Genomic DNA, 20,712 nt, shown 5'->3' with positions numbered 1-20,712 from the left:
AGGCACCCCCTCCGGAGTACGTACCGGCGACGAGTCCGACCACGGGCGACGGCTCGGGCACGCTCGCGGACCACTGGGCGGCCATCGAGTCAACGCCGGGTTTTCAGGGCGGCTTCATCCGGGCGTCCTGCGACCACGGAATTCTGCAGCGCGTGAGCGACGGAAGACCGGCCGGGCGCACGGGCGCCGGACTGCATGACAACGGTGTCGCGGCGCCCGGGCACCGCTGGGCGTACGGCGGCGACTTCGGCGGGACGGTGCACGGCGGCGCGTGCGTCGCGGACGAGGCGGTCCTCCCGGACCGCAGCCCGACGCCGGCCCCGTACGAGGACCGGGAGATCGCGGCTCCGGTCCGTATCCGGTGCTACCGGCACGAGGGGATCGTCCTCGCCAACCACCAGCACTTCCGTGGCCTGACCTGGCTGGCGGCCGCCTGGGAGCTGTCCCTGGCCGACGGCCGTACGCTGACGGGCCCGGCCGAGCTGCCCGATCTGCGGCCGGGCGAGACGGCCGCGGTGCCGCTGCCCTTCGCGCTGCCGGCGGACGGCGGTGAGGCGTGGCTGACGCTGCGGGTGACGACCGCCGAGGACGAGCCGTGGGCGCCGCGCGGTACGGAGGTGTGCGCGCCGCGGGTACGGCTGCGGGCCGCCGCCCTGGTGGAGCCCGGGTCCGCCGTGTCCGGGCCGCCGGTGGCGGTGGACGACGACGGGCTGCTGGTGCATCCGCTGCTGACGGCCGCGCCCGTGCTGTCGCTGCGGCGGGCGCCGGCCGAAGACGACGAGCGGGGCGGTGTCGCCCGGCGCAGGCGCACCTGGGGTCCGGACGCGCTGGTCCGCAAGGTCGTCTCGGTGCGTCGCGTGGGCGAGGCGGTCACCGTGCTCGCCGAGTACGCGGGGACCGCCGGTGTGGTGCGGCACCGGCAGGAGTTCAGGCCGGTCGAGGGCGGTGTCCGGGTGGCCGAGTCCGCGGAGCTGCCGGCGGAGTTCGCCGATGTGGCCCGGGTCGGCTCGGTGTTCGAGACGGTGCCGGGGCTCGACCTGCTGGAGTGGTTCGGGCGGGAGCCCGGGGAGTCGCGTCCGGACCGCTCGGCCGGTGCGCCGGCCGGCCGTCACACGCCGCCCGTGGACGCGTTGGTCACACCGCGTCCGCGCCCGCAGGAGAGCGGCGGCCGGCACGGGGTACGGCGGTTCACGCTGTCGGCGGCGGATGCCACCGGGCTCGCGGTCGAGCTGGACGAACCGCGCCAGGTGTCCGTCACCCTCACCCGGCCCCCGCTCCGCACCGAGGACCCGACCGCCGCGGCCCACCACGACGAACCGGTGCCCGGCCCGGGCTGCGTGGTGCACCTCGACGCCGCGCACCGGGGCCTCGGCACGGCGTCCTGCGGCCCCGGCACCTCCCCCGCCCCCGCCCCTCTCGTCCGCGCCGGTGTCCACCGCTGGAGCTGGACCCTGCGCGTTCTCTGACTCCCCCCACGCCCCCTCTCCCCTTCACCTCTCACGGAGCACACGTGTGTACTTCGCATGACCACCCCCAGGGCGAGGCCGCGCAGGCCGGAGCCGGACGGCGCGGTTTCCTCAGGGCCACGGCGCTGCTCGGCGCCGCCGCCACCGCCGGGGTCGCGCTGCCGGCCGTCGCCGAGGCCGCTCCCCGGAGCGGTCGGCGGCCCGATGCGGACAGCCGCCGTTTCACCCTCGCGGTGATGCCCGACACCCAGTACCTCTTCGACGGCCCCAGCATCGACAAGGCGCCCGTCGAGGCGTCCCTGCGCTACCTGCTGGAGCACGGCCGGGACGAGAACATCGTCTTCCTGTCCCACCTCGGCGACCTCACCCAGAACGGTGCAGAGGAGGAATTCGCCGCGATCGGCGAGGCGTTCGGGATCCTGGACCGGCGGGGCGTGGGCTACAGCGTCGTCGCCGGCAACCACGACGTGCGGTCCTCGACGGACGACCAGCGCGGTGCGACGCCGTACCTGGACGCCTTCGGGCCGCAGCGGTTCAGGGACAAGGCGACCTTCGGCGGCTCCTCGCCCGACGGCTACAACACCTTCCACCTCTTCCGGGCGGCCGGGCGGGAGTGGATGGTGCTCGCCCTGGACTGGCGGCTGTCGGCGAAGGGGTACGCGTGGGCCCGGGACGTGCTGGCCCGGCACCCCCGGACGCCGGTCGTCCTCACCACCCACGAGCTGGTCCAGGAGGACGACTCCCTCTCCTCCTACGGGCAGCAGTTGTGGGACCAGCTGGTCGAGGACCACGACCAGATCTTCCTCACCCTCAACGGGCACTACTGGCCGGCCGGCCGCGCGGTCCGAAAGAACGCGGCCGGCAACGACGTCCACCTGCATCTGACGAACTACCAGAACCGGTACTTCGGCGGCGCGGCGATGATCCGCCTGTACCGCTTCGACCTCGACCGGAACGTCATCGACGTGGAGACGATCTCCCCGTGGATCCTCGGCCGCGCCGCGAAGGGGCTCAACGAGCTGGAGCGGCAGGAGATCGAGCTGAGCGGGGACGCGGACCGGTTCTCCGTCGGGATCGACTTCGCGGAACGTTTCTCGGGCTTCGACCCGGTGCCGGCGCGTCCGGCCCGGCCCGCGTCCCGGATGGTCGTCCCCGGCACGATGGCGTACTGGCGCTTCGACGCGCCCGTGTCCGGCACCGTCCGCGACCTGTCCGGGCGTGGCAACGACCTCGTCCCGGTCTCGGTGGGCGGCGGTTCGCTCGGCTGGTCGGCGGACCACCACCCGGACCAGCCCGGCCACGGCAGCCTGGAGTTCACCGGGTACAAGTCCCCGCTGAAGGGCGCGTATCTGAAGACGGTCGACGGAGCGCCTCTCAACTCTGCGACGTTCGCGTCGGGTTACACCATCGAGGCCTTCTACCGGCTGCCCGCCGACTGGGACGCCGCGCACCACGCGTGGGCCGGGCTGCTCAGCCGTACCGGCACGGGCGGCGCGGCCGGCCGGACCGCGGACGATCCGGACGAGCCGCTCGCCACGCTGTCGCTCTCCGACGGGCCCGGGCCGCAGTGGGCGATGCGCCCGCTCGACCAGCAGGGCATCGCCACCAACTGGGGCGACGAGACCTCCCGCGAGACCTGGTGGCACCTCGCCGTGGTCAACGACGGCCGGCACACGACGATGTACGTCCAGGGCTGTCCCGTGGCCCGCAATCCGCACGCGGCCGCCGTCGGGATCACCTCGCTCGGGCTGCCGTGGCTGCTCGGGGGTTACGAGTACGCCGGGAAGATCGACCAGATCCTGCACGGCCGCCTCGGCGACGTCCGGATCGTCGCGCGGGCGCTGCCCGTCACGTCCTTCATGAACCACTGACGCTCTCGAAGAGGAGCCTTCGACGATCATGACCGAGCAGCAGCTGCCCGCCTGGGCCGACCCGACCGTCTCCCCCTCCGACCTCGACGCCCAAGGCGTGTCGAGACGTGGTCTTCTTCGCCGCGCCGGTCTGTTCGGCGCCGCGTTCGCTCTCGGGTCGGCGGCGGCGCCCGCCGTCGCCGCCGACCGCGGGAACGGCTTCGGCGGCGACGACCCGCGCCTGGCCTATCTGGTGGGCGACCACCACGTCCACTCCGTCTACAGCCACGACGCCAAGTACACGTTCACGCAGCAGGCCCAGGCCGCCGCCCGCTACGGCCTGGACTGGATGGTCTTCAACGAGCACTCCAACTTCGGGCACGCCGCCCACGGCGCGAAGCTGGAGCATGCGGAGATCCTCAAGGCCCGTGCGGCGAACCCGCGCCAGCTGATCTTCCAGGGCCTGGAGTGGTACATCCCGGCCGCCGAGCACGCCACGGTCTTCGCCGCGCCCGGCCCCCACGAGACCGACCTGCTCACGCAGTTCGAGCTGGCCTACGACGGCAAGCTGCTCGGCTACGACAAGGGCGGCGCCGCCGACGCCGACACCGCCCGCAACGAGGCCCACGCGGTCAAGGCCGTCCGGTGGCTGGCCGAACAGCGCCGCACCGGCTACGTCGACGACGTTCTCGTCCTCGCCAACCACCCGCTGCGCCTGGGCATCGACTCGCCGCACGAGATACGCAACTGGCGCGACGCGGCCCCCGAGATCGTGATCGGCATGGAGGGCGCGCCCGGCGCCCAGGGCGCGGCGATCCCCGGCTGGCGCGGTGCGACCACGTCGATCCGCGGCGAGTACGAGAACAAGCCGTCCGCCAACTCCTTCGCCGGGTACCCGGCGGAGGCCTACGTCACGTACGGCGGCTTCGACTGGGCGACCGCGACCGTCGGCGGTCTGTGGGACGCGATGCTGGCCGAGGGCAGGCTGTTCTCGATCACCACCAACTCCGACAACCACCGGACCGTCTTCGACACCTGGAAGAACGGCGACTGGCAGCCGGGGCAGAATTTCGACGACACCGGGAAGCTGCCCGACCCGGTCGACACGGACACCCCGCAGCCCGGCAGCGACTTCTGGCCGGGCGAGTTCAGCCGCACCCATGTCGGCGTGACCCGCTACGGCTACCGCGCCGTGATGGCGGGCCTGCGCGCCGGCCGGGTCTGGGTGGACCACGGGCATCTGCTCGACGGGCTCGACGTGCGGCTCAAGCGGGACTGCGACTTCGGGCGGGGCGTCACGCTGGGCGGCCGGCTGCGGGTCCGCAGGGGCGAGAGGCTCTCGCTGTACGTCACGGTGACCACCGCCTCCCGGGCCAACCCGCACGGAATCCTGCCCCGGTTGGCGCACGTCGACGTGATCCGGGGTGCAGTGCGCGGCCCGGTGGCCGACCGGGACGGCTGGCGGGCGCCCGACACCGAGGTCGTGCAGACCAGGGACGTCAGCGGCCGCACCGGCACGTACACCCTGCGCATCCCGCTGACCGCGGGCGACGAGTCCTGCTACGTCCGGCTGCGCGGCAGCGACGGCAACCGGCACGGCACCGGCTTCCTCGGCGCGGCGGTCGACCCGCACGGGCCGATCGCGCACGAGCCCGGGAACGGTGACCCGTGGATCGATACGTGGTTCTATTCCAATCCCATCTTCGTCGACGTGGCAGGAGCCCGATGAAAGGCCTGATGAAGCGTCAACTGGTCGCTCTGACCGCATTACTGGGCGCGCTCGCGCTCGGCGCCCCGAGCGCGTCCGCCGCCGAGGGACCCCGGTGGGCGCCGGCCGGGACGTCGTACACCGACACCCTGGGCGGCGGGCAGGGGCTGGCGAGCCGGGCGGACGGGTCGCTGCTGCACCGCGGTCTGCTCGACATTCCGCTGGACCTCAGAGTCAGGGGCTGGAACCACGTCGGCGACCCGGACATCACGCGCGGGTACGTCTTCGACGCCTACCAGGGCGCGGACACGGCCGCCTCGAAGCTGTACGCGGTCACCACGCCGTCCGGGAAGCGGTACGACTACGTGCATCCGCTGGACCCGGGCGAGAAGGTGAACAACTCCTTCGCGACCGTCTCGCCCGACGGCCAGTGGCTGGTGTCGGGCGAGTGGGGCGACCAGAACCGGCTCCAGGTGTTCCCGGCGCCCCTGCTGAACCCGGCCACGCCGGCCACCGGCGGGTCGCTGGCGCAGGCCGGCCAGATCAGCCTGGACCGGCCGGTGCGGGACATCCAGGGCTGTGACTTCGTCACGGCCACCCGGCTGCTGTGCGCCTCGGACGACGCCTCCGGTGCGCTCTTCCCGCAGAGCAGGCCGCTGCTCCGGGTCGACCTGCCGCACGCCCTGGACGGCAAGCCGGTCACCGGCACGGTGACGGGCCTGTTCGGGCTGCCGCAACAGAGCGTGTGCACCGGCGCGTTCGAGGCGGAGGGCGTCGACTACGACCCGGGCAGCGGCACCCTGCGGGCCGAGGTGATCCCGCCGGGCGTGTGCGCGGTCGCGACGACCGTGTACGCCTACCGGCAGCAGTAGACGCTCACGCGTGGAAGCCGTGACGTCCCCGCGCCGTGGGGCTGTGGCGCGGGGACGTCCTCCGTACGGCCGTCACGGCCCGGGGTCAGCAGTTCCCGGTGTCCGCCTTGCCGTCGAACCGGTCGCCGAGCCAGGCCACCACGTCGCCGATCGCGTGCGGGTCGCTGGTGAGGTGGTCGCCCGCGTACGTGGTCCAGCGGGTGCTGATGCCGGCGGCGCAGTAGGCGCGGCGGGTCTCGCCCGCGGTCCGGGCGGGGATCACCTCGTCCAGCAGGCCGCGGTACTGGAGCACCGGGAAGCCGATCTCGTAGCGGGCGCCGGAGCCGGGTACGCCGATCCCGGCCCCCAGCTTGTTGGCCGCGACGGCGTCTCCCCAGGTGGTGCCGTCCGTGCCGTGCAGGGCGTAGATCTGGTCGAGCGTCAGTCCGCCCTCGGTGTACTGCTCGATCCGCGCGCCCGGGAAGCGGCTCACGGTGCCGGCCGCGCACAGCGACTCGGCGTCCTTGACGGCCTTGCGGCCGCTGTCGTTGAGGATGCTGTCGAACGGCATGTCCGGATGGGTGACGGACAGGCCGATGAACGCGTCCACCAGGAACCCGGCGAAGAACTGTCCGTCGAGGTTGCCCGCCACCTGCTTGAGGTCGGCGGGGATCCCGCCGGAGGCCACGCCGACGACGTCCAGTTCGGGCGCGTACGACCGGGCGAGCTGGGCCGCCCACAGGCTGCCGGAGCCGCCCTCCGAGTAGCCCCAGACACCCACCCGGGCATCGGGACTCACCCCGGTGCCGGGCACCCGGGAGGCCGCGCGGGCCATGTCGAGGGCGGCGTGACCGGCCTCGGCTCCGGAGGCGTAGGGGTGGACCTGGCCGTCCATGTATCCCTGGCCGTCCGTGGCGGCGACGGCGTAACCGGCGTTGAGCAGCGCCGCGATGTTCGGGCCCTCGTAGGCGTCCTGGTACTGGCCCGCGAGCTGCTTGGAGAACGCGCACTGCGGTCCGATGCCGAGGGTGCCCGGCACGAACGCGACCAGCGGCCGTTCGCCCGCTCCGGTCCACGGCTTGTGCGGTACGACGACGGTGCCGGCGACGGATACCCGCCTGCCGCGTCCGTCGGTGGAGCCGTACTGCACCTTCCACGCGTCCAGCGGCGGGCCGCCGACCACCATGGGCAGCGAGTCGACGCGGCGGCAGGCGACGACGGCGCCCGGTGCGGCGGTGGGGTTGTCCGGAGGCCGGTATATGTCGGCGTCCGCGGCGGAGCACGCCTCCGGGGTCCCGGCCGACGCGGTCACCGCCGGCACGGCCAGCAGTCCCCCGAGCAGGCCCGCGGCGGCGAGCAGTGCGGCTCTCTTGCGCAGTGGCTTCCTCGAGCTGTGAAAGTTCACCTCAGAGCGTCCCTTCCATGCGGTGCAGAGGTACGTGAAGCTGGGCAGGCCGTGAGGTTACGGAGGCGTAGGTAAGCACTGATAGTTAAAGGACGACGAACCGGCGGGGGCAGGGCTGTGTGCCGTTGACTAGCGTGACGGGCAACCGGAGAAGGGCCGGCCGTCGTCCCCCTGATCACCATGCCCACTACAAACCCGGCCGGTGTCCCGGCCTCCCCGGTCGGCCAACTGCTCGACTTCACCTGGACGCAGGCCCGCTCCTGCGCCTTCGCCATCGCCCTGCTGTCCGGTGTGGCGGCATCGGCCCTGCTGCCGTCGCTGCCGGTGGCCCGCTACGACCTGCTCGTCGGCTACGGCGTGTTCCTCACCCTGCTGTTCTGGCGGCGCGGCTGGGAGAGCGGACGCGATGTCGCCGTCATCGCCGCCTGCCATGTCACCGGTCTCGCCTTCGAGCTGGTGAAGGTCTCGCTCGGCTCGTGGAGCTACCCGGAGCCGGCCGTGCTGAAGTTCGCGGGCGTCCCCCTGTACGGGGGCTTCCTCTACGCGGCCGTCGGCAGCTACGTCTGCCGGGCCTGGCACCTGTTCGACCTGGAGCTGACCGGCTACCGGCCGCGGGCGACGGCACTGGTGGCCGCCGCCGTCTACGTCAACTTCTTCAGCCACCACTGGCTGCCCGACGCCCGCTGGCCCCTCGCCGCCCTCCTCGCAGCCGTCACCGCGGGTACCTTCGTGCACTACACGGTGCGCGGGGTACGGCGGCGCATGCCGCTCGCGCTGTCGTTCGCCCTGATCGGGTTCTTCCTGTGGCTGGCGGAGAACCTCGCCACCTATGTGGGCGCGTGGCGCTACCCGTACCAGCTGCACGGCTGGCAGCCCGTCGATGCCGGCAAGTTCGGCGCATGGGCCCTGCTCATCAGCGTCACCTTCGTGCTCGCGGCGCTCGGCAGACGGAATCCGGACACCCCGCACAGGCCACCGCCCTCATGACGGGCGCCCCGTACGCACCGGACGGGACGGGTCGGGGTCCTGTCCTACGGACGAGCGAACAGGACCCCGACGGAGACGGACCTCGCGGCTCAGCCGGACAGCGCCGCCAGCAGACGCCGGTCGCGGGGGGCCGGTTTGCGGTCGAGGCGGGCGTCCAGCAGACGGCGGGCCGCGTCACAGCGGCCCGCCGCCACCAGCGTGTACAGCAGCGACTCCTCGACGACCTCCCGCTGGGCCGCGCTGCCGCCGACCCTGCGCAGCATCGGCAGCAGCGGTTCGAGGCCCCGGGCCGCCTCCCCGAAGCGTTCCTCGACAAGTGCGGCGAACGCCTCGCACAGCGGCGCGACGACCTCGCGTTGCACAGGGTCCGCGCCCAAGGCGTGGTCGCGCAGCCGCCGCAGGGCGGGCAGGTCCCCGGCGGCGGTGAGGGCGACCGCGACGTGCAGTGCGGTGAACGCGGTCGCCGGCCGCTCCAGCACCTCCCGCTCGACCGAGTCCAGCACGTCGGCCGCGGGCAGTTCGCCCCGCCAGTTGTCGCTCAGCCGCGCCCGCCACAGCAGCGACCCCGAGTCGACCAGGGCCCGTACACCGGTCACCTGGCCGGGTGCGAGCTGCGCGAACCAGCGCCTGCGCACGGCCGGCGCGTCGTCGAGGGCGAGTTCGTGCAGGGCGATGTGCCAGGAAAAGTGCGCCCGGTGGACCGCGCCCCGGCCCCGGCCGGACACCCAGCGGTCCAGCCAGTCCCGGCCTGCCTCGTGCGCGCCCGACTCGTAGTGCACGTGCGCCAGGGCGTGCACGGCGTGCCCGGAGGCGGGCTCGACGGCCAGCGCCCGGTGCGCGAGTTCGCCCGCTTCGTACAGGCGGCCCTGCCCCTGGCGCAGGAAGGCGAGCAGCGAGGTGTGGAACCAGTGCCCGTCGTACGCCGGTGACGTCAGGTCGAGCAGTCCGAGCGCGTCGTCGTCGTGCAGGTCGCTGACACCGGAGAAGGCGATGGTGGGCACGGCCGCGGCGAGCGCGAGCGCGTCGGCGGGATACGCCCGCAGGTGTCGTACGAGCGCCTCGTCCCCGTCGTCGCCGGTGACCCGGCGCGTGACCACGTCCACGAAGGAGCGCTCGCGCGTGTCGGCCCGCTCCCGGGCCGAGCGCTGCGCGTCGGCGAGGGCGCGGGGCACGTCGACGGCGGCCCCGCACTCGTGGCCCAGCAGGGCGAGGGCCGCATGACCGAGGGCGAAGCCGGGGTCGAGGGCGACCGCGCGGGCGAAGGCGTGCTGGGCTCCGGAACGGACCTTGAGGACCCGGTCGAGCCCGCCGCGGTAGGCGGCGGCCGCCTCGGCGTGGGTGGTCAGGGCGAGACCCTGGCCGTCGACGGGGCGGCGGGTCGTACGCGGCCTGCGGGTGAGCGGGGCCAGCAGCTGCTGGGCCAACTCGGCCGCCTGGACGCGGATCTCGGGGATCGCGGTGGTCTCCCACAGTTCGCCCCGACGCGGGGCGCCCAGCGTGAACAGAGGGAGACCGGCTCCGCCACGGGCGTCCAGGAGGCGGCCGTCCCGGGTCGCGGCGCCCATGCCCAGCGGGCCGGGAACCGCCGACTGGGACGCGAACAGCGCACGCCACAGCGGGTCGTCGAGGCGCCGTCCCGGGCCCGTGCAGTCGACCACCCAGCCCACGTGCAGCGTACGGCCGCCGGACAGCTCGACGGCGAGCGGTCCGCCGTCGGGTGCGGTGACCCGCACGACCGTGCCCGTGTGGACCTGGAGGCGGCGGGCGGTGCGGGCCCGGGAGACATGCTCGGCGGTGGCCGGTGCCATGCGGTGGCGGTGGGTGTTCCACAGGGAGCCCTCACGGGCGAGGAACTCCTCCCGCTCCCCGGGGGTGAGGCTGCGCCACAGGTGCGTGATGTGCGGGCGGAGGCTGTCGAGGCCGGGGCGCCAGTCACCGTGGGTGCGGACCGAGCGGCTGAGGTGACGGTAGACGGCGCGGCGCAGCCTGCCCAGGGACGTGTCGTGCAGGTCCTCCGGCGCGGGCATCACGCCGGCCGGTCCGAGCGTGTGCGGCTGGGGCAGCAGGCCGTTGCGGGAGAGGGCGTGCACCGTGCGGCCGGGGCGGTCGAGGGTGAGGGCGAGGTCGACGGCGGTCAGGCCGGTGCCGACGAGCAGCACGTCGTCGGTGCTGTCCTGGGCGCCGTCCAGGGCACCGGGCACCCAGGGCGCGCCGACGAAGCGGGGCGAGGCGCGCAGGGCGGGCGGAGCCCAGGCGGCGGTCGGGGCGGCGGGGCCGGTGGCGAGGACGGCGGCGTCGGCGGTCAGCTGTCCCCCGTCGGCGAGGCGGAGCTCCACCCTGCCGTCGGGAGTGCCGGTACAACTCTCCGCCCGGGTGCGCAGCCGGCGTACGGCGACCGTGCCGTGGGCGCGGACGATCGCCTGGCCGAGGGTGTCGGCGAGATAGGCGCCGTAGCGGTGGCGGGTGGCGTAGTCGGCGCCGGTGACCTCGGGTTCGCCGTGCCGGCACAGCCAGCGGGTGAAGTGACCGGAGTCGTCCGGATAGGCACTCATGTTGCCCGCGGGCACGTTCAGACGGTGCCCTGGGTCGCGGGTGCCGTAGGCGGTGCCGCGGCCCGCTTCCGGAGCCGGGTCGATCAGCACGACGTCGAGGGGAGTCCGGCGGCGGGTCGCCGTCTCGCAGAGCTGGACGGCGGTCAGGGCGCCCGCCGCGCCGGCTCCGACGATGGCCACGGTGTGCCGCTTGCGGACTTCGGTCACGGAAACCTCCGGCAGGGGTCGGCGAAACTGCTTCTTCACTGTTCCGATCGGGTGGGTGGGGAAACCATGCCGGGACGGGGAGTTCACCGGAAACGCAGGACGACCGGTCGGTGCTCATACTCTGTTCACACGCGAAGCGGCCCCCACAACCACGGAATCCAGCCGTCTCTGCGCGCGTCCTCGGAGGAATCCCGGGGAAACCCCGCTCGGATGTGACCGCGGCGTGGGACCGGGCCGCCACGGCCGGGCGGGCGGTGCGGTCCGAGCCGGTACGGGCGGCTTCACGGGGTGAACTCGCCTGCGGCGAAAGGACTTTCCCTGCTTTAACTCTTGACGACCGCAGGGGCGGGGAGCACATTGGCGGCACCTTGAGAGCGCTCTCAGCATCCTGTGGGAGCGCTCCGACCGACTCCCGCACACCCCTCCGTACCCGAGAGGCCCTCCCCCATGAGCGATTCCTCCGGCATACCCAGACGGCGCCCCCTGCGGCGGGTGCTGGTCGCCGTGCTCGGCACACTCTGCCTGGCGTCCGCCGCCGCCACGGCCGCCACCCTCCCGGCGAACGCATCGGCCCCCACCCCTCCGTCCGGCTGGTCCCAGGTCTTCCTGGACGACTTCGACGGTCCCGCCGGATCGGGCGTCAACACCTCCGACTGGCAGTACACGACGGGCACGAGCTACCCCGGCGGGCCCGCCAACTTCGGTACCGGCGAGGTCGAGACCATGACCGCCGGCACCGACAACGTCTCCCTGGACGGCGCCGGAAACCTCCGGATCACCCCCCGGCGCGACGCGGCGGGCAACTGGACCTCGGGCCGCATCGAGACCGTCCGCACCGACTTCCAGCCCCCGGCAGGAGGCAAGCTCCGCGTCGAGGCCCGCCTCCAGATGCCGAACGTGACCGGCGCCGCCGCCAAGGGATACTGGCCCGCGTTCTGGATGCTGGGCGCGCCCTTCCGCGGCAACTACTGGAACTGGCCGGGTATCGGCGAACTGGACATCATGGAGAACGTCCAGGGACTCAACACCGAGTGGGCCACCATGCACTGCGGCACCTCTCCGGGCGGCCCCTGCAACGAGACCTCCGGCATCGGCGGCAACACCCCCTGCGCCGGCACCACCTGCCAGGCCGGCTTCCACACGTACGCGGTGGAGTGGGACAGGTCCACGAGCCCCGAGGAGATGCGCTTCTACCTCGACGGCGTCAACTTCCACACGGTACGGGCGAATCAGGTCGACGCGACCACCTGGGCGAACGCCACGAACCACGGCTACTTCCTGATCCTGAACGTGGCGATGGGCGGCGGCTTCCCGGACGCCTTCGGCGGTGGCCCGGACGCCGGCACGGACCCCGGTCACCCGCTGGTCGTGGACTACGTCCAGGTCCTGCGGTCGGCCGGCGGCGGCGGGGGCACGACCCCGCCGCCCACCGGCAACCGTGACGCGTACAGCGCGATCCAGGCCGAGTCGTACGACGGCCAGGCGGGCGTCGGCACCGAGACCACGACCGACACGGGCGGCGGCCAGAACATCAGCACGCTCGCGAACGGCGACTACGCGCTGTACAAGGGCGTCGCCTTCGGTTCCACGGCGGCCCGTCAGTTCTACGGCCGGGTCGCGAGCGGCGCCGCGGGCGGGGTCAGCGGACTGGTCGAGGTGCGCCTCGACAGCCGTACGAGCGCGCCGGTCGGCAGCTTCTCGGTGGCCAACACCGGTGGCTGGCAGGCGTGGACGACGGTGCCCGCGAACATCAGCTCCGTCACCGGAACCCACGACGTCTATCTGACCTTCACCAGCGGTCAGCCGGCGGACTTCGTGAACGTCAACTGGTTCGACTTCGGCCACTGACAGGGAAGCCGACCGATGACCACGCGCTCCCCGGCCGGCGTGCCGGCCGGGCGACGCGAACCCGCCGACCGGGCTGACGCCCGGCACCGGCTGGTGATCCACGGGTGGTGAAGAGGAGGTGCGCGACCGGGCCCCCCGTTCAGCGCAGTTCCGCCCGGAACGCCGCCGGCGTGACGCCGGTGTGCAGATGGAAGAACTTGGAGAAGTTCGCCGCGTCGGGGAAGCCCACGGCCGCCCCGACGCGGCCGATCGGCATGTCCGTGTGGGCGAGGAGGCGCTTGGCCTCCAGGACGACCCGCTTGTCGATGAAGCCCTTCGGGGTCTCGCCGGTGGCCGCGCGGACCGCGCGGACGAGGGTGCGGCGGGAGTAGCCGAGCGCGTCGGCGTAGGCGCTGACGCTGTGGTTGGTGGCGAAACCCTGCTCGACGGCGTCCCGGAAGAGGGTGAAGGTGGTGTCCGACCGCTCCCGGGACCCCTGCGCCGAGCTGGCGGCGAGATGGGCGAGGCGCAGCAGGAACGCGGTCAGGGTGTGCCGCAGCACGGCCGTGTGCAGGCTCGGCGGGAGCGTGACGGTGTCCTCGTACTCGCGGCGCAGCTGGCCGAGAGCCGCCCGGAGCGCGGTGAGCTGCGCCGGGCCGGGGTGCAGCAGCGGCGGCAGGTCGTAGCGGTACAGGCCGGTGGCCTCGACGGTGGCGCGGGGCAGGAAACCGGGCTGCATGGCCAGGACGGTGCCGCGGTACCCGCTGGTCCGGGAGAACCGGTGGACCTGTCCGGGGCGGATCCACAGCAGATCTCCGGCCGTCGCCTCGTACTCGGCGAAGTCGACCATGTGCCGTACGGGGCCGTCGGTGAAGAGCATGACGACGTGGAAGTCGATGCGGTGGATCCGGTCCAGCGGAGCGTCGACCCGCCAGGTTCCGCTCCCCATGGTGCCGACCTGCATGCCGACGCCGCCGACGGTCAGCTCGGCCGGGAAGGGGAAGGTCCTGATCCCGTCGCCGTCCCTGCCGTCGCCACTGGGTCGGGGTGTTCTGTCCGCCATGTTCTTTCTGTGCCGTCCGTTCGCGCGATCACTGTCCCAGATTCACCACAGGCTGACACACCCTGCCCTTCCCTCTAAAAAGTCAGACTTTTAGGTTTGAACGCGTCCGGCCAGTGATCACGCATTGAACGAGGACTTCTTGAAGATGAGCACGCAGACATCCGACGGCTTCGAGTGGACCGACCTCGACCGGCGTGCCGTGGACACCGCCCGACTTCTCGCGGCAGACGCCGTACAGAAGGTCGGTAACGGTCATCCGGGAACCGCGATGAGCCTGGCCCCTGCCGCGTACACGATCTTTCAAAAGGTGATGCGGCACGACCCGGCCGACCCGGAGTGGACCGGCCGCGACCGCTTCGTGCTGTCCCCCGGACACACCTCGCTCACCCTCTACACCCAGCTCTTCCTCGCCGGGTACGAGCTGGAGCTGGACGACCTGAAGGCGTTCCGCACGCACGGCTCGAAGACGCCCGGCCACCCCGAGTACGGGCACACCGCGGGAGTCGAGACCACCACCGGGCCGCTCGGCCAGGGTGTCGCCAACGCCGTCGGCATGGCGATGGCCGCCCGCTACGAGCGCGGCCTGTTCGACCCCGAGGCCCCCGAGGGCACCTCCCCCTTCGACCACACCGTCTGGGCGATCGTCTCCGACGGCGACCTGGAGGAGGGCGTCTCCGCCGAGGCCTCCTCCCTGGCCGGCCACCAGAAGCTCGGCAACCTGGTCCTCCTCTACGACGACAACCACATCTCCATCGAGGGCGACACCGCGACCGCCTTCTCCGAGGACGTGCTGAAGCGGTACGAGGCCTACGGCTGGCACGTGCAGCGCGTCGAGCCCGTGCTCGGCGGCGACATCGATGTGCCCGCCCTGTACGCGGCCCTCAGGGCGGCGCAGGCCGAGACCGAGCGCCCCTCGATCATCGCGATGCGCACGATCATCGCCTGGCCGGCCCCGAACGCGCAGAACACCGAGGCCTCCCACGGCTCCGCACTCGGCGCGGACGAGATCGCCGCCACCAAGCGCGTCCTCGGCTTCGCCCCCGAGCAGACCTTCGAGGTCACCGACGAGGTCCTGAAGCACACCCGCCGGGCCCTGGACCGGGGCGCCGAGGCGCACGCGGCCTGGGACAAGCGGATCGCCGAGTGGCGCACGGCCGCCCCGGAGCGGGCGCAGCTCTTCGACCGGATCAGCAAGGGCGAGCTGCCCGAGGGCTGGCAGGACGCCCTACCGGTGTTCGAGGAGGGCAGGTCGGTCGCCACCCGCGCGGCCTCCGGCAAGGTGCTGCAGGCGCTCGGCCCGGTCCTCCCCGAGCTGTGGGGCGGCTCCGCCGACCTCGCGGGCTCGAACAACACCACCATCGACGGGACCAGCCCCTTCCTGCCGAAGGGCAACCCGCTGCCCGAGGCGGACCCGTACGGCCGTACCGTCCACTTCGGCATCCGCGAGTTCTCCATGGCCGCGGAGATGAACGGCATCGCCCTGCACGGCAACACCCGCGTCTACGGCGGCACCTTCCTGGTCTTCTCCGACTACATGCGCAACGCCGTCCGCATGTCGGCGCTGATGCAGCTGCCGGTGACGTACGTGTGGACGCACGACTCCATCGGCCTCGGCGAGGACGGCCCGACGCACCAGCCGGTCGAGCACCTGGCCTCGCTGCGTGCGATCCCGGGCCTGAACGTCGTCCGCCCGGCGGACGCCAACGAGACCGCGATCGCCTGGGCCGAGATCCTGAAGAGGCACGCCACCCACCCGGCACCGCACGGGCTCGCGCTCACCCGCCAGGGCGTGCCGGTCCACGCGCCCCACAAGGACGCGGCCAAGGGCGGCTATGTGCTGCGCGAGTCGTCGACCGAGACCCCGGGGGTGATCATCATCGCGACCGGCTCCGAGGTGCAGCTGGCCGTCGCCGCGCGGGAGCAGCTGGAGGCCGAGGGGATCGGCACGCGGGTCGTGTCGATGCCGTCCGTGGAGTGGTTCGAGGAGCAGGACCAGGGGTACCGGGACTCGGTGCTGCCGCCGGCCGTGAAGGCCCGCGTCGCCGTCGAGGCCGGTATCGGTCTGACGTGGCACCGGTTCGTGGGTGACGCAGGTCGGATTGTCTCTCTCGAACACTTCGGTGCCTCCGCCGATGCGACGACACTGTTCGCCGAGTTCGGCTTCACCCCCGAGAACGTCGCCGCCGCTGCCCGCGAGTCGCTGGCCGCTGCGCGCGCCTGATACCGACGCGACCAGAAAGATGATCACTGTGACCGAAGCAATCGCGACCTCCGGAGCCCTCAAGCGCCTCGCCGACGAAGGCGTGTCGATCTGGCTGGACGACCTGTCGCGGAAGCGGATCACCTCGGGCGGCCTGGCCGAGCTGGTGGAGAGCGGCGGCGTCGTCGGCGTCACCACCAACCCGTCGATCTTCCAGGCGGCCATAGGCTCCGGCGAGGGATACGAGGAGCAGCTGACCGACCTCGCCGTACGGGGTGTCACGGTCGACGAGGCCGTGCGGATGATGACGACCGCCGACGTGCGTGCAGCCGCCGATATCCTGGATTCTGTATACACGACCTCCGAGGGTCGCGACGGCCGGGTCTCCATCGAGGTCGACCCGCGCCTCGCCCACCACACCGAGGCGACGGTCGCCGAGGCCAGGCAGCTGGCCTGGCTGGTCGACCGCCCCAACGTGATGATCAAGATCCCGGCGACCCGGGCGGGCCTCCCGGCGATCACCGAGGTCATCGGCCTCGGCATCAGCGTCAACGTGACGCTGATCTTCTCGCTGGAGCGCTACCACGAGGTCATGGCCGCCTACCTGGCCGGCCTGGAGAAGGCCCGTGAGCGGGGCCTGGACCTGTCCCGGATTCACTCGGTGGCGTCCTTCTTCGTCTCCCGCGTGGACTCCGAGATCGACAAGCGGCTGACCGCCCTCGGCACCGACGAGGCCCTCGCGCTCAAGGGCCGGGCGGCCCTCGCCAACGCGCGGCTCGCCTACGGGGCCTACGAGGAGGTCTTCGCGTCCGGGCGCTGGTCGGCGCTCGCCGGTGACGGGGCGAACAAGCAGCGTCCGCTGTGGGCCTCCACCGGGGTGAAGGATCCCGCGTACAAGGACACGCTGTACGTGGACGAGCTGGTCGCGCCCGGCACCGTGAACACCATGCCGGAGACCACCCTGAGGGCCACCGCCGACCACGGCGAGGTCACCGGTGACACGGTGACCGGCGGCTACGCGCAGGCCCGCGCGGACCTCGCCGCCGTGGAGCGGCTCGGCATCTCCTACGACGAGGTCGTCCAGCAGCTGGAGGACGAGGGCGTCGCCAAGTTCGAGGCGGCCTGGCAGGACCTGCTGGACGCCGTCGCCAAGTCCCTGGACAGCAAGGGAGTGGACGCGTAATGACTACCAAGGCTCCGGAACCCGAGACGCCCCCTGCCACGGAGGTGCGCGTTCCGCTCGCCCCGGCCGCCGACTGGGAGAACCCGCTGCGGGACACCCGCGACCGCCGGCTGCCCCGCATCGCGGGCCCCTCCGGCCTGGTCATCTTCGGCGTGACCGGCGACCTGTCGCGCAAGAAGCTGATGCCGGCCGTGTACGACCTGGCCAACCGCGGCCTGCTGCCGCCGGGCTTCTCCCTCGTCGGCTTCGCCCGCCGGGACTGGGAGGACCAGGACTTCGCGCAGGTCGTCCACGACGCGGTGCGCGAGCACTCCCGGACCCCGTTCCGCGAGGAGGTGTGGCAGCAGCTCGCCGAGGGCATGCGGTTCATCCCCGGCGACTTCGACGACGACACCGCCTTCAAGCAGCTCAAGGACGCGGTCGACGAGCTGGACGCCTCCCGCGGCACCGGCGGCAACTTCGCCTTCTACCTCTCCGTCCCGCCGAAGTTCTTCCCCAAGGTCGTGCAGCAGCTGAAGAAGCACGGCCTGGCCAGTCCGGCGCAGGGTTCCTGGCGGCGCGCGGTCATCGAGAAGCCGTTCGGCCACGACCTGAAGTCGGCGCAGGACCTGAACGCGGTGTTGCACGACGTGTTCGATCCGGAGCAGGTGTTCCGGATCGACCACTACCTCGGCAAGGAGACGGTCCAGAACATCCTGGCGCTGCGCTTCGCCAACCAGATGTACGAGCCGATCTGGAACCGCAGTTACGTCGACCACGTGCAGATCACCATGGCCGAGGACATCGGCATCGGCGGCCGGGCCGGCTACTACGACGGCATCGGCTCGGCCCGTGACGTCATCCAGAACCACCTTCTGCAGCTGATGGCGCTGACCGCCATGGAGGAGCCGATCGCCTTCGACGCGGAGGCGCTGCTCACCGAGAAGCTGAAGGTGCTGAAGTCGGTGCGGCTGCCGGAGAACCTCGGCGAGCACACCGTGCGCGGCCAGTACGCGACCGGCTGGCAGGGCGGCGAGAAGGTCGTCGGCTACCTCCAGGAGGACGGTATCGACCCCCAGTCGAAGACCGACACCTTCGCGGCGATCAAGCTGGGCGTCGACAACCGCCGTTGGGCGGGCGTCCCCTTCTACCTGCGCACCGGCAAGCGGCTCGGCCGCCGCGTCACCGAGATCGCCGTCGTCTTCAAGCGGGCCCCGCACTCCCCGTTCGATTCCACCGCCACCGAGGAGCTGGGGCAGAACGCGATCGTCATCCGCGTCCAGCCCGACGAGGGCATGACCGTCCGCTTCGGCTCCAAGGTGCCGGGCACCTCGATGGAGATCCGGGACGTGTCCATGGACTTCGCCTACGGCGAGTCGTTCACGGAGTCGAGCCCGGAGGCGTACGAGCGGCTCATCCTTGACGTACTGCTCGGCGACGCCAATCTGTTCCCCCGTCACCAGGAAGTGGAAGAGTCCTGGAAGATCCTCGACCCGATCGAGGAGTACTGGGCGAAGCACGGCAGGCCGGCTCAGTACCCGTCGGGCACCTGGGGTCCGGAAGAGGCAAACGAGATGCTCGCACGAGACGGACGGAGCTGGCGCAGGCCATGAAGATCGACCTGACCGACACCACGGCAAGCAAGATCAACAAGGCGCTGGTGCAGGGCCGCCGCGCCATCGGCACCCCGGCCGTGGGCATGGTCCTGACGATGGTCATCGTCACGGACGAGGAGAACGCCTACGACTCGATCAAGGCGGCCGAGGAGGCCTCGCACGAGCACCCCTCGCGCACCCTGGTCGTCATCAAGCGGCACGCCCGCACCCTGCGCGACCGCACCACCTCCCGCCTCGACGCCGAGGTCCGGGTCGGCTCGGAGGCCGGCACCGGCGAGACGGTCGTGCTGCGGACCTACGGCGAGGTGTCCGACCACGCCGACTCCGTGGTCCTGCCGCTGCTGCTGCCGGACGCCCCGGTGGTGGTGTGGTGGCCGGTGGAGGCGCCCGACACCCCGTCGAAGGACCCGCTGGGCGCGCTGGCCCAGCGCCGGATCACCGACCTGTACGCGGTCGAGCGGCCGATGGAGGTCCTGGAGACCAGGGCCCGGAACTACGCTCCCGGCGACACCGACCTCGCCTGGACCCGGCTCACGCTGTGGCGGTCCATGCTGGCCGCCGCCCTGGACCAGGCGCGGACCAAGGTGACGTCGGCGGCCGTGGAGGCCGAGCAGGACAATCCCAGCGCCGAACTCCTGTCGCGCTGGCTGGAGGCCCGCCTGAACGTCCCGGTGGACCGGGTGGTCTCCGGGGGCCCGGTCGTCACGGCCGTGCGCCTCGGCACCGCGAGCGGCGAGATCGTCGTCGACCGGCCCGAAGGGCCTCTCGCGACGCTGACCCTGCCGGGCCAGCCGCCGCGCACCCTCGCCCTGAAGGTCCGCTCCACCTCCGAACTCATCGCCGAGGAGCTGCGCCGCCTCGACGCCGACGAGATGTACGCCATCGCCCTCAAGGGCGGGGCCACCAAGGAGAACGCCTGACATGTCCGACGCACCGTCAGACACCCCGAAGCTCACCCGCCGGCCCGAGTGGACGGCCCTCGCCGACCACCGCGCAGAGGGGCAGCCGCACCTGCGGGAGCTGTTCGCGACGGACCCCGGCCGCGCCGAGCGGTACGTCGTCCGGGCCGGCGATCTGCACATCGACTACAGCAAGCACCTGATCACCGACGAGACCTTGGCCCTCCTCCAGGAACTCGCCACCGCCACCGGCGTGTTCGCGCTGCGGGACGCGATGTTCCGCGGCGAGAAGATCAACATCACCGAGCGGCGGGCCGTGCTGCACACCGCGCTGCGCGCCCCGCGGGACGCGGTGATCGAGGTCGACGGCGAGAACGTCGTACCGCGCGTGCACGCCGTCCTGGACAAGATGGCCGACTTCGCCGAGCGGGTTCGCTCGGGCGAGTGGACCGGCCACACCGGCAGGCGGATCCGCAACGTCGTCAATATCGGCATCGGCGGCTCCGACCTCGGTCCGGCGATGGCCTACGAGGCCCTGCGCGCCTGCACGGCACGGGAGCTGACGTTCCGGTTCGTGTCGAACGTGGACGGCGCCGACCTGCACGAGGCCACCCGCGACCTGGACCCGGCGGAGACCCTGTTCATCGTCGCGTCCAAGACCTTCACCACGATCGAGACGATCACCAACGCCACCGCGGCCCGCTCGTGGCTGCTGGAGGGCCTGGACGATGGGGGCACCTCCCGCTCGAGCGAATTCGAGAGCGGGGGAGAGAAGGCCGTGGCGAAGCACTTCGTGGCGCTGTCCACGAACGCCGAGAAGGTCACCGGGTTCGGCATCGACCCGGACAACATGTTCGAGTTCTGGGACTGGGTCGGCGGACGGTACTCGTACGACTCCGCGATCGGTCTGTCGCTGATG

The 20,712-nt window shown here is 72.2% G+C and carries 12 protein-coding genes and 2 pseudogenes; 11 read left to right on the top strand and 3 right to left on the bottom strand.

Annotated elements, in window-relative coordinates; translation table 11 throughout:
- Positions 1-44: 44 nt before the first annotated feature.
- The 4 genes and pseudogenes from ABZ471_RS11880 to ABZ471_RS11865 all read left to right on the top strand — a co-directional run.
- Positions 45-1,466 (top strand): annotated as a pseudogene (locus ABZ471_RS11880) (beta-galactosidase domain 4-containing protein); the annotation flags it as partial.
- A gap of 44 nt (positions 1,467-1,510) precedes the next feature.
- Positions 1,511-3,337, top strand: a complete 1,827-nt coding sequence (locus ABZ471_RS11875) for a LamG-like jellyroll fold domain-containing protein (RefSeq protein WP_359065120.1) — start codon at positions 1,511-1,513, stop codon at positions 3,335-3,337.
- A gap of 28 nt (positions 3,338-3,365) precedes the next feature.
- Entirely contained in the window at positions 3,366-5,045 is a 1,680-nt protein-coding gene (locus tag ABZ471_RS11870; protein WP_359065118.1) for a histidinol-phosphatase, read from the top strand.
- Between the two features lie 8 nt (positions 5,046-5,053).
- On the top strand, positions 5,054-5,896 hold the full coding sequence (locus tag ABZ471_RS11865) for a hypothetical protein (RefSeq protein WP_359065314.1): 843 nt from the start codon (positions 5,054-5,056) through the stop codon (positions 5,894-5,896).
- Between the two features lie 85 nt (positions 5,897-5,981).
- On the opposite strand, the gene ABZ471_RS11860 is transcribed toward ABZ471_RS11865, so the two are convergent.
- A complete protein-coding gene (locus ABZ471_RS11860; RefSeq protein ID WP_359065116.1) occupies positions 5,982-7,280 on the bottom strand; it encodes a lipase family protein in 1,299 nt (432 codons plus the stop codon).
- A 180-nt stretch (positions 7,281-7,460) separates the two neighbouring features.
- On the opposite strand from ABZ471_RS11860, the gene ABZ471_RS11855 reads away from it, so the two are divergent.
- Positions 7,461-8,267, top strand: a complete 807-nt coding sequence (locus tag ABZ471_RS11855) for a DUF817 domain-containing protein (protein WP_359065114.1) — start codon at positions 7,461-7,463, stop codon at positions 8,265-8,267.
- Positions 8,268-8,356: 89 nt separating this feature from the next.
- On the opposite strand, the gene ABZ471_RS11850 is transcribed toward ABZ471_RS11855, so the two are convergent.
- Positions 8,357-11,026: an FAD/NAD(P)-binding protein gene (locus ABZ471_RS11850; RefSeq protein ID WP_359065112.1), complete on the bottom strand. Its 2,670-nt coding sequence runs from the start codon at positions 11,024-11,026 to the stop codon at positions 8,357-8,359.
- Positions 11,027-11,473: 447 nt separating this feature from the next.
- Between ABZ471_RS11850 and ABZ471_RS11845 the strand changes: the two genes are divergently transcribed.
- Positions 11,474-12,874, top strand: a complete 1,401-nt coding sequence (locus ABZ471_RS11845) for a glycoside hydrolase family 16 protein (RefSeq protein ID WP_359065110.1) — start codon at positions 11,474-11,476, stop codon at positions 12,872-12,874.
- A gap of 139 nt (positions 12,875-13,013) precedes the next feature.
- On the opposite strand, the gene ABZ471_RS11840 is transcribed toward ABZ471_RS11845, so the two are convergent.
- Positions 13,014-13,916, bottom strand: a complete 903-nt coding sequence (locus tag ABZ471_RS11840) for an AraC family transcriptional regulator (protein ID WP_359065108.1) — start codon at positions 13,914-13,916, stop codon at positions 13,014-13,016.
- A gap of 145 nt (positions 13,917-14,061) precedes the next feature.
- Here ABZ471_RS11840 and tkt point away from each other — a divergent pair, with 145 nt between their 5' ends.
- The 5 genes and pseudogenes from tkt to ABZ471_RS11815 all read left to right on the top strand — a co-directional run.
- Positions 14,062-16,137 carry a transketolase gene (gene tkt, locus ABZ471_RS11835; RefSeq protein WP_359065106.1) on the top strand — a complete coding sequence of 692 codons (2,076 nt, stop codon included), beginning with the start codon at positions 14,062-14,064 and terminating at the stop codon, positions 16,135-16,137.
- Between the two features lie 19 nt (positions 16,138-16,156).
- Entirely contained in the window at positions 16,157-17,299 is a 1,143-nt protein-coding gene (gene tal, locus ABZ471_RS11830; RefSeq protein WP_359065104.1) for a transaldolase, read from the top strand.
- Entirely contained in the window at positions 17,299-18,891 is a 1,593-nt protein-coding gene (gene zwf / locus ABZ471_RS11825) for a glucose-6-phosphate dehydrogenase (RefSeq protein WP_359065102.1), read from the top strand. Before tal ends, zwf begins: the two co-directional genes overlap by 1 nt.
- Entirely contained in the window at positions 18,888-19,814 is a 927-nt protein-coding gene (gene opcA / locus ABZ471_RS11820) for a glucose-6-phosphate dehydrogenase assembly protein OpcA (RefSeq protein ID WP_359065100.1), read from the top strand. The genes zwf and opcA overlap by 4 nt, the downstream gene beginning before the upstream one ends.
- Before the next feature lies 1 nt (position 19,815).
- A pseudogene (locus ABZ471_RS11815) lies at positions 19,816-20,712 on the top strand (glucose-6-phosphate isomerase); the annotation flags it as partial.

It is taken from the genome of Streptomyces sp. NPDC005728, from assembly GCF_040630895.1.
Taxonomy (GTDB): domain Bacteria; phylum Actinomycetota; class Actinomycetes; order Streptomycetales; family Streptomycetaceae; genus Streptomyces.
Note: the sequence above shows the minus strand (reverse complement) of the source record. Positions and strands in the feature narration are given on the sequence as shown.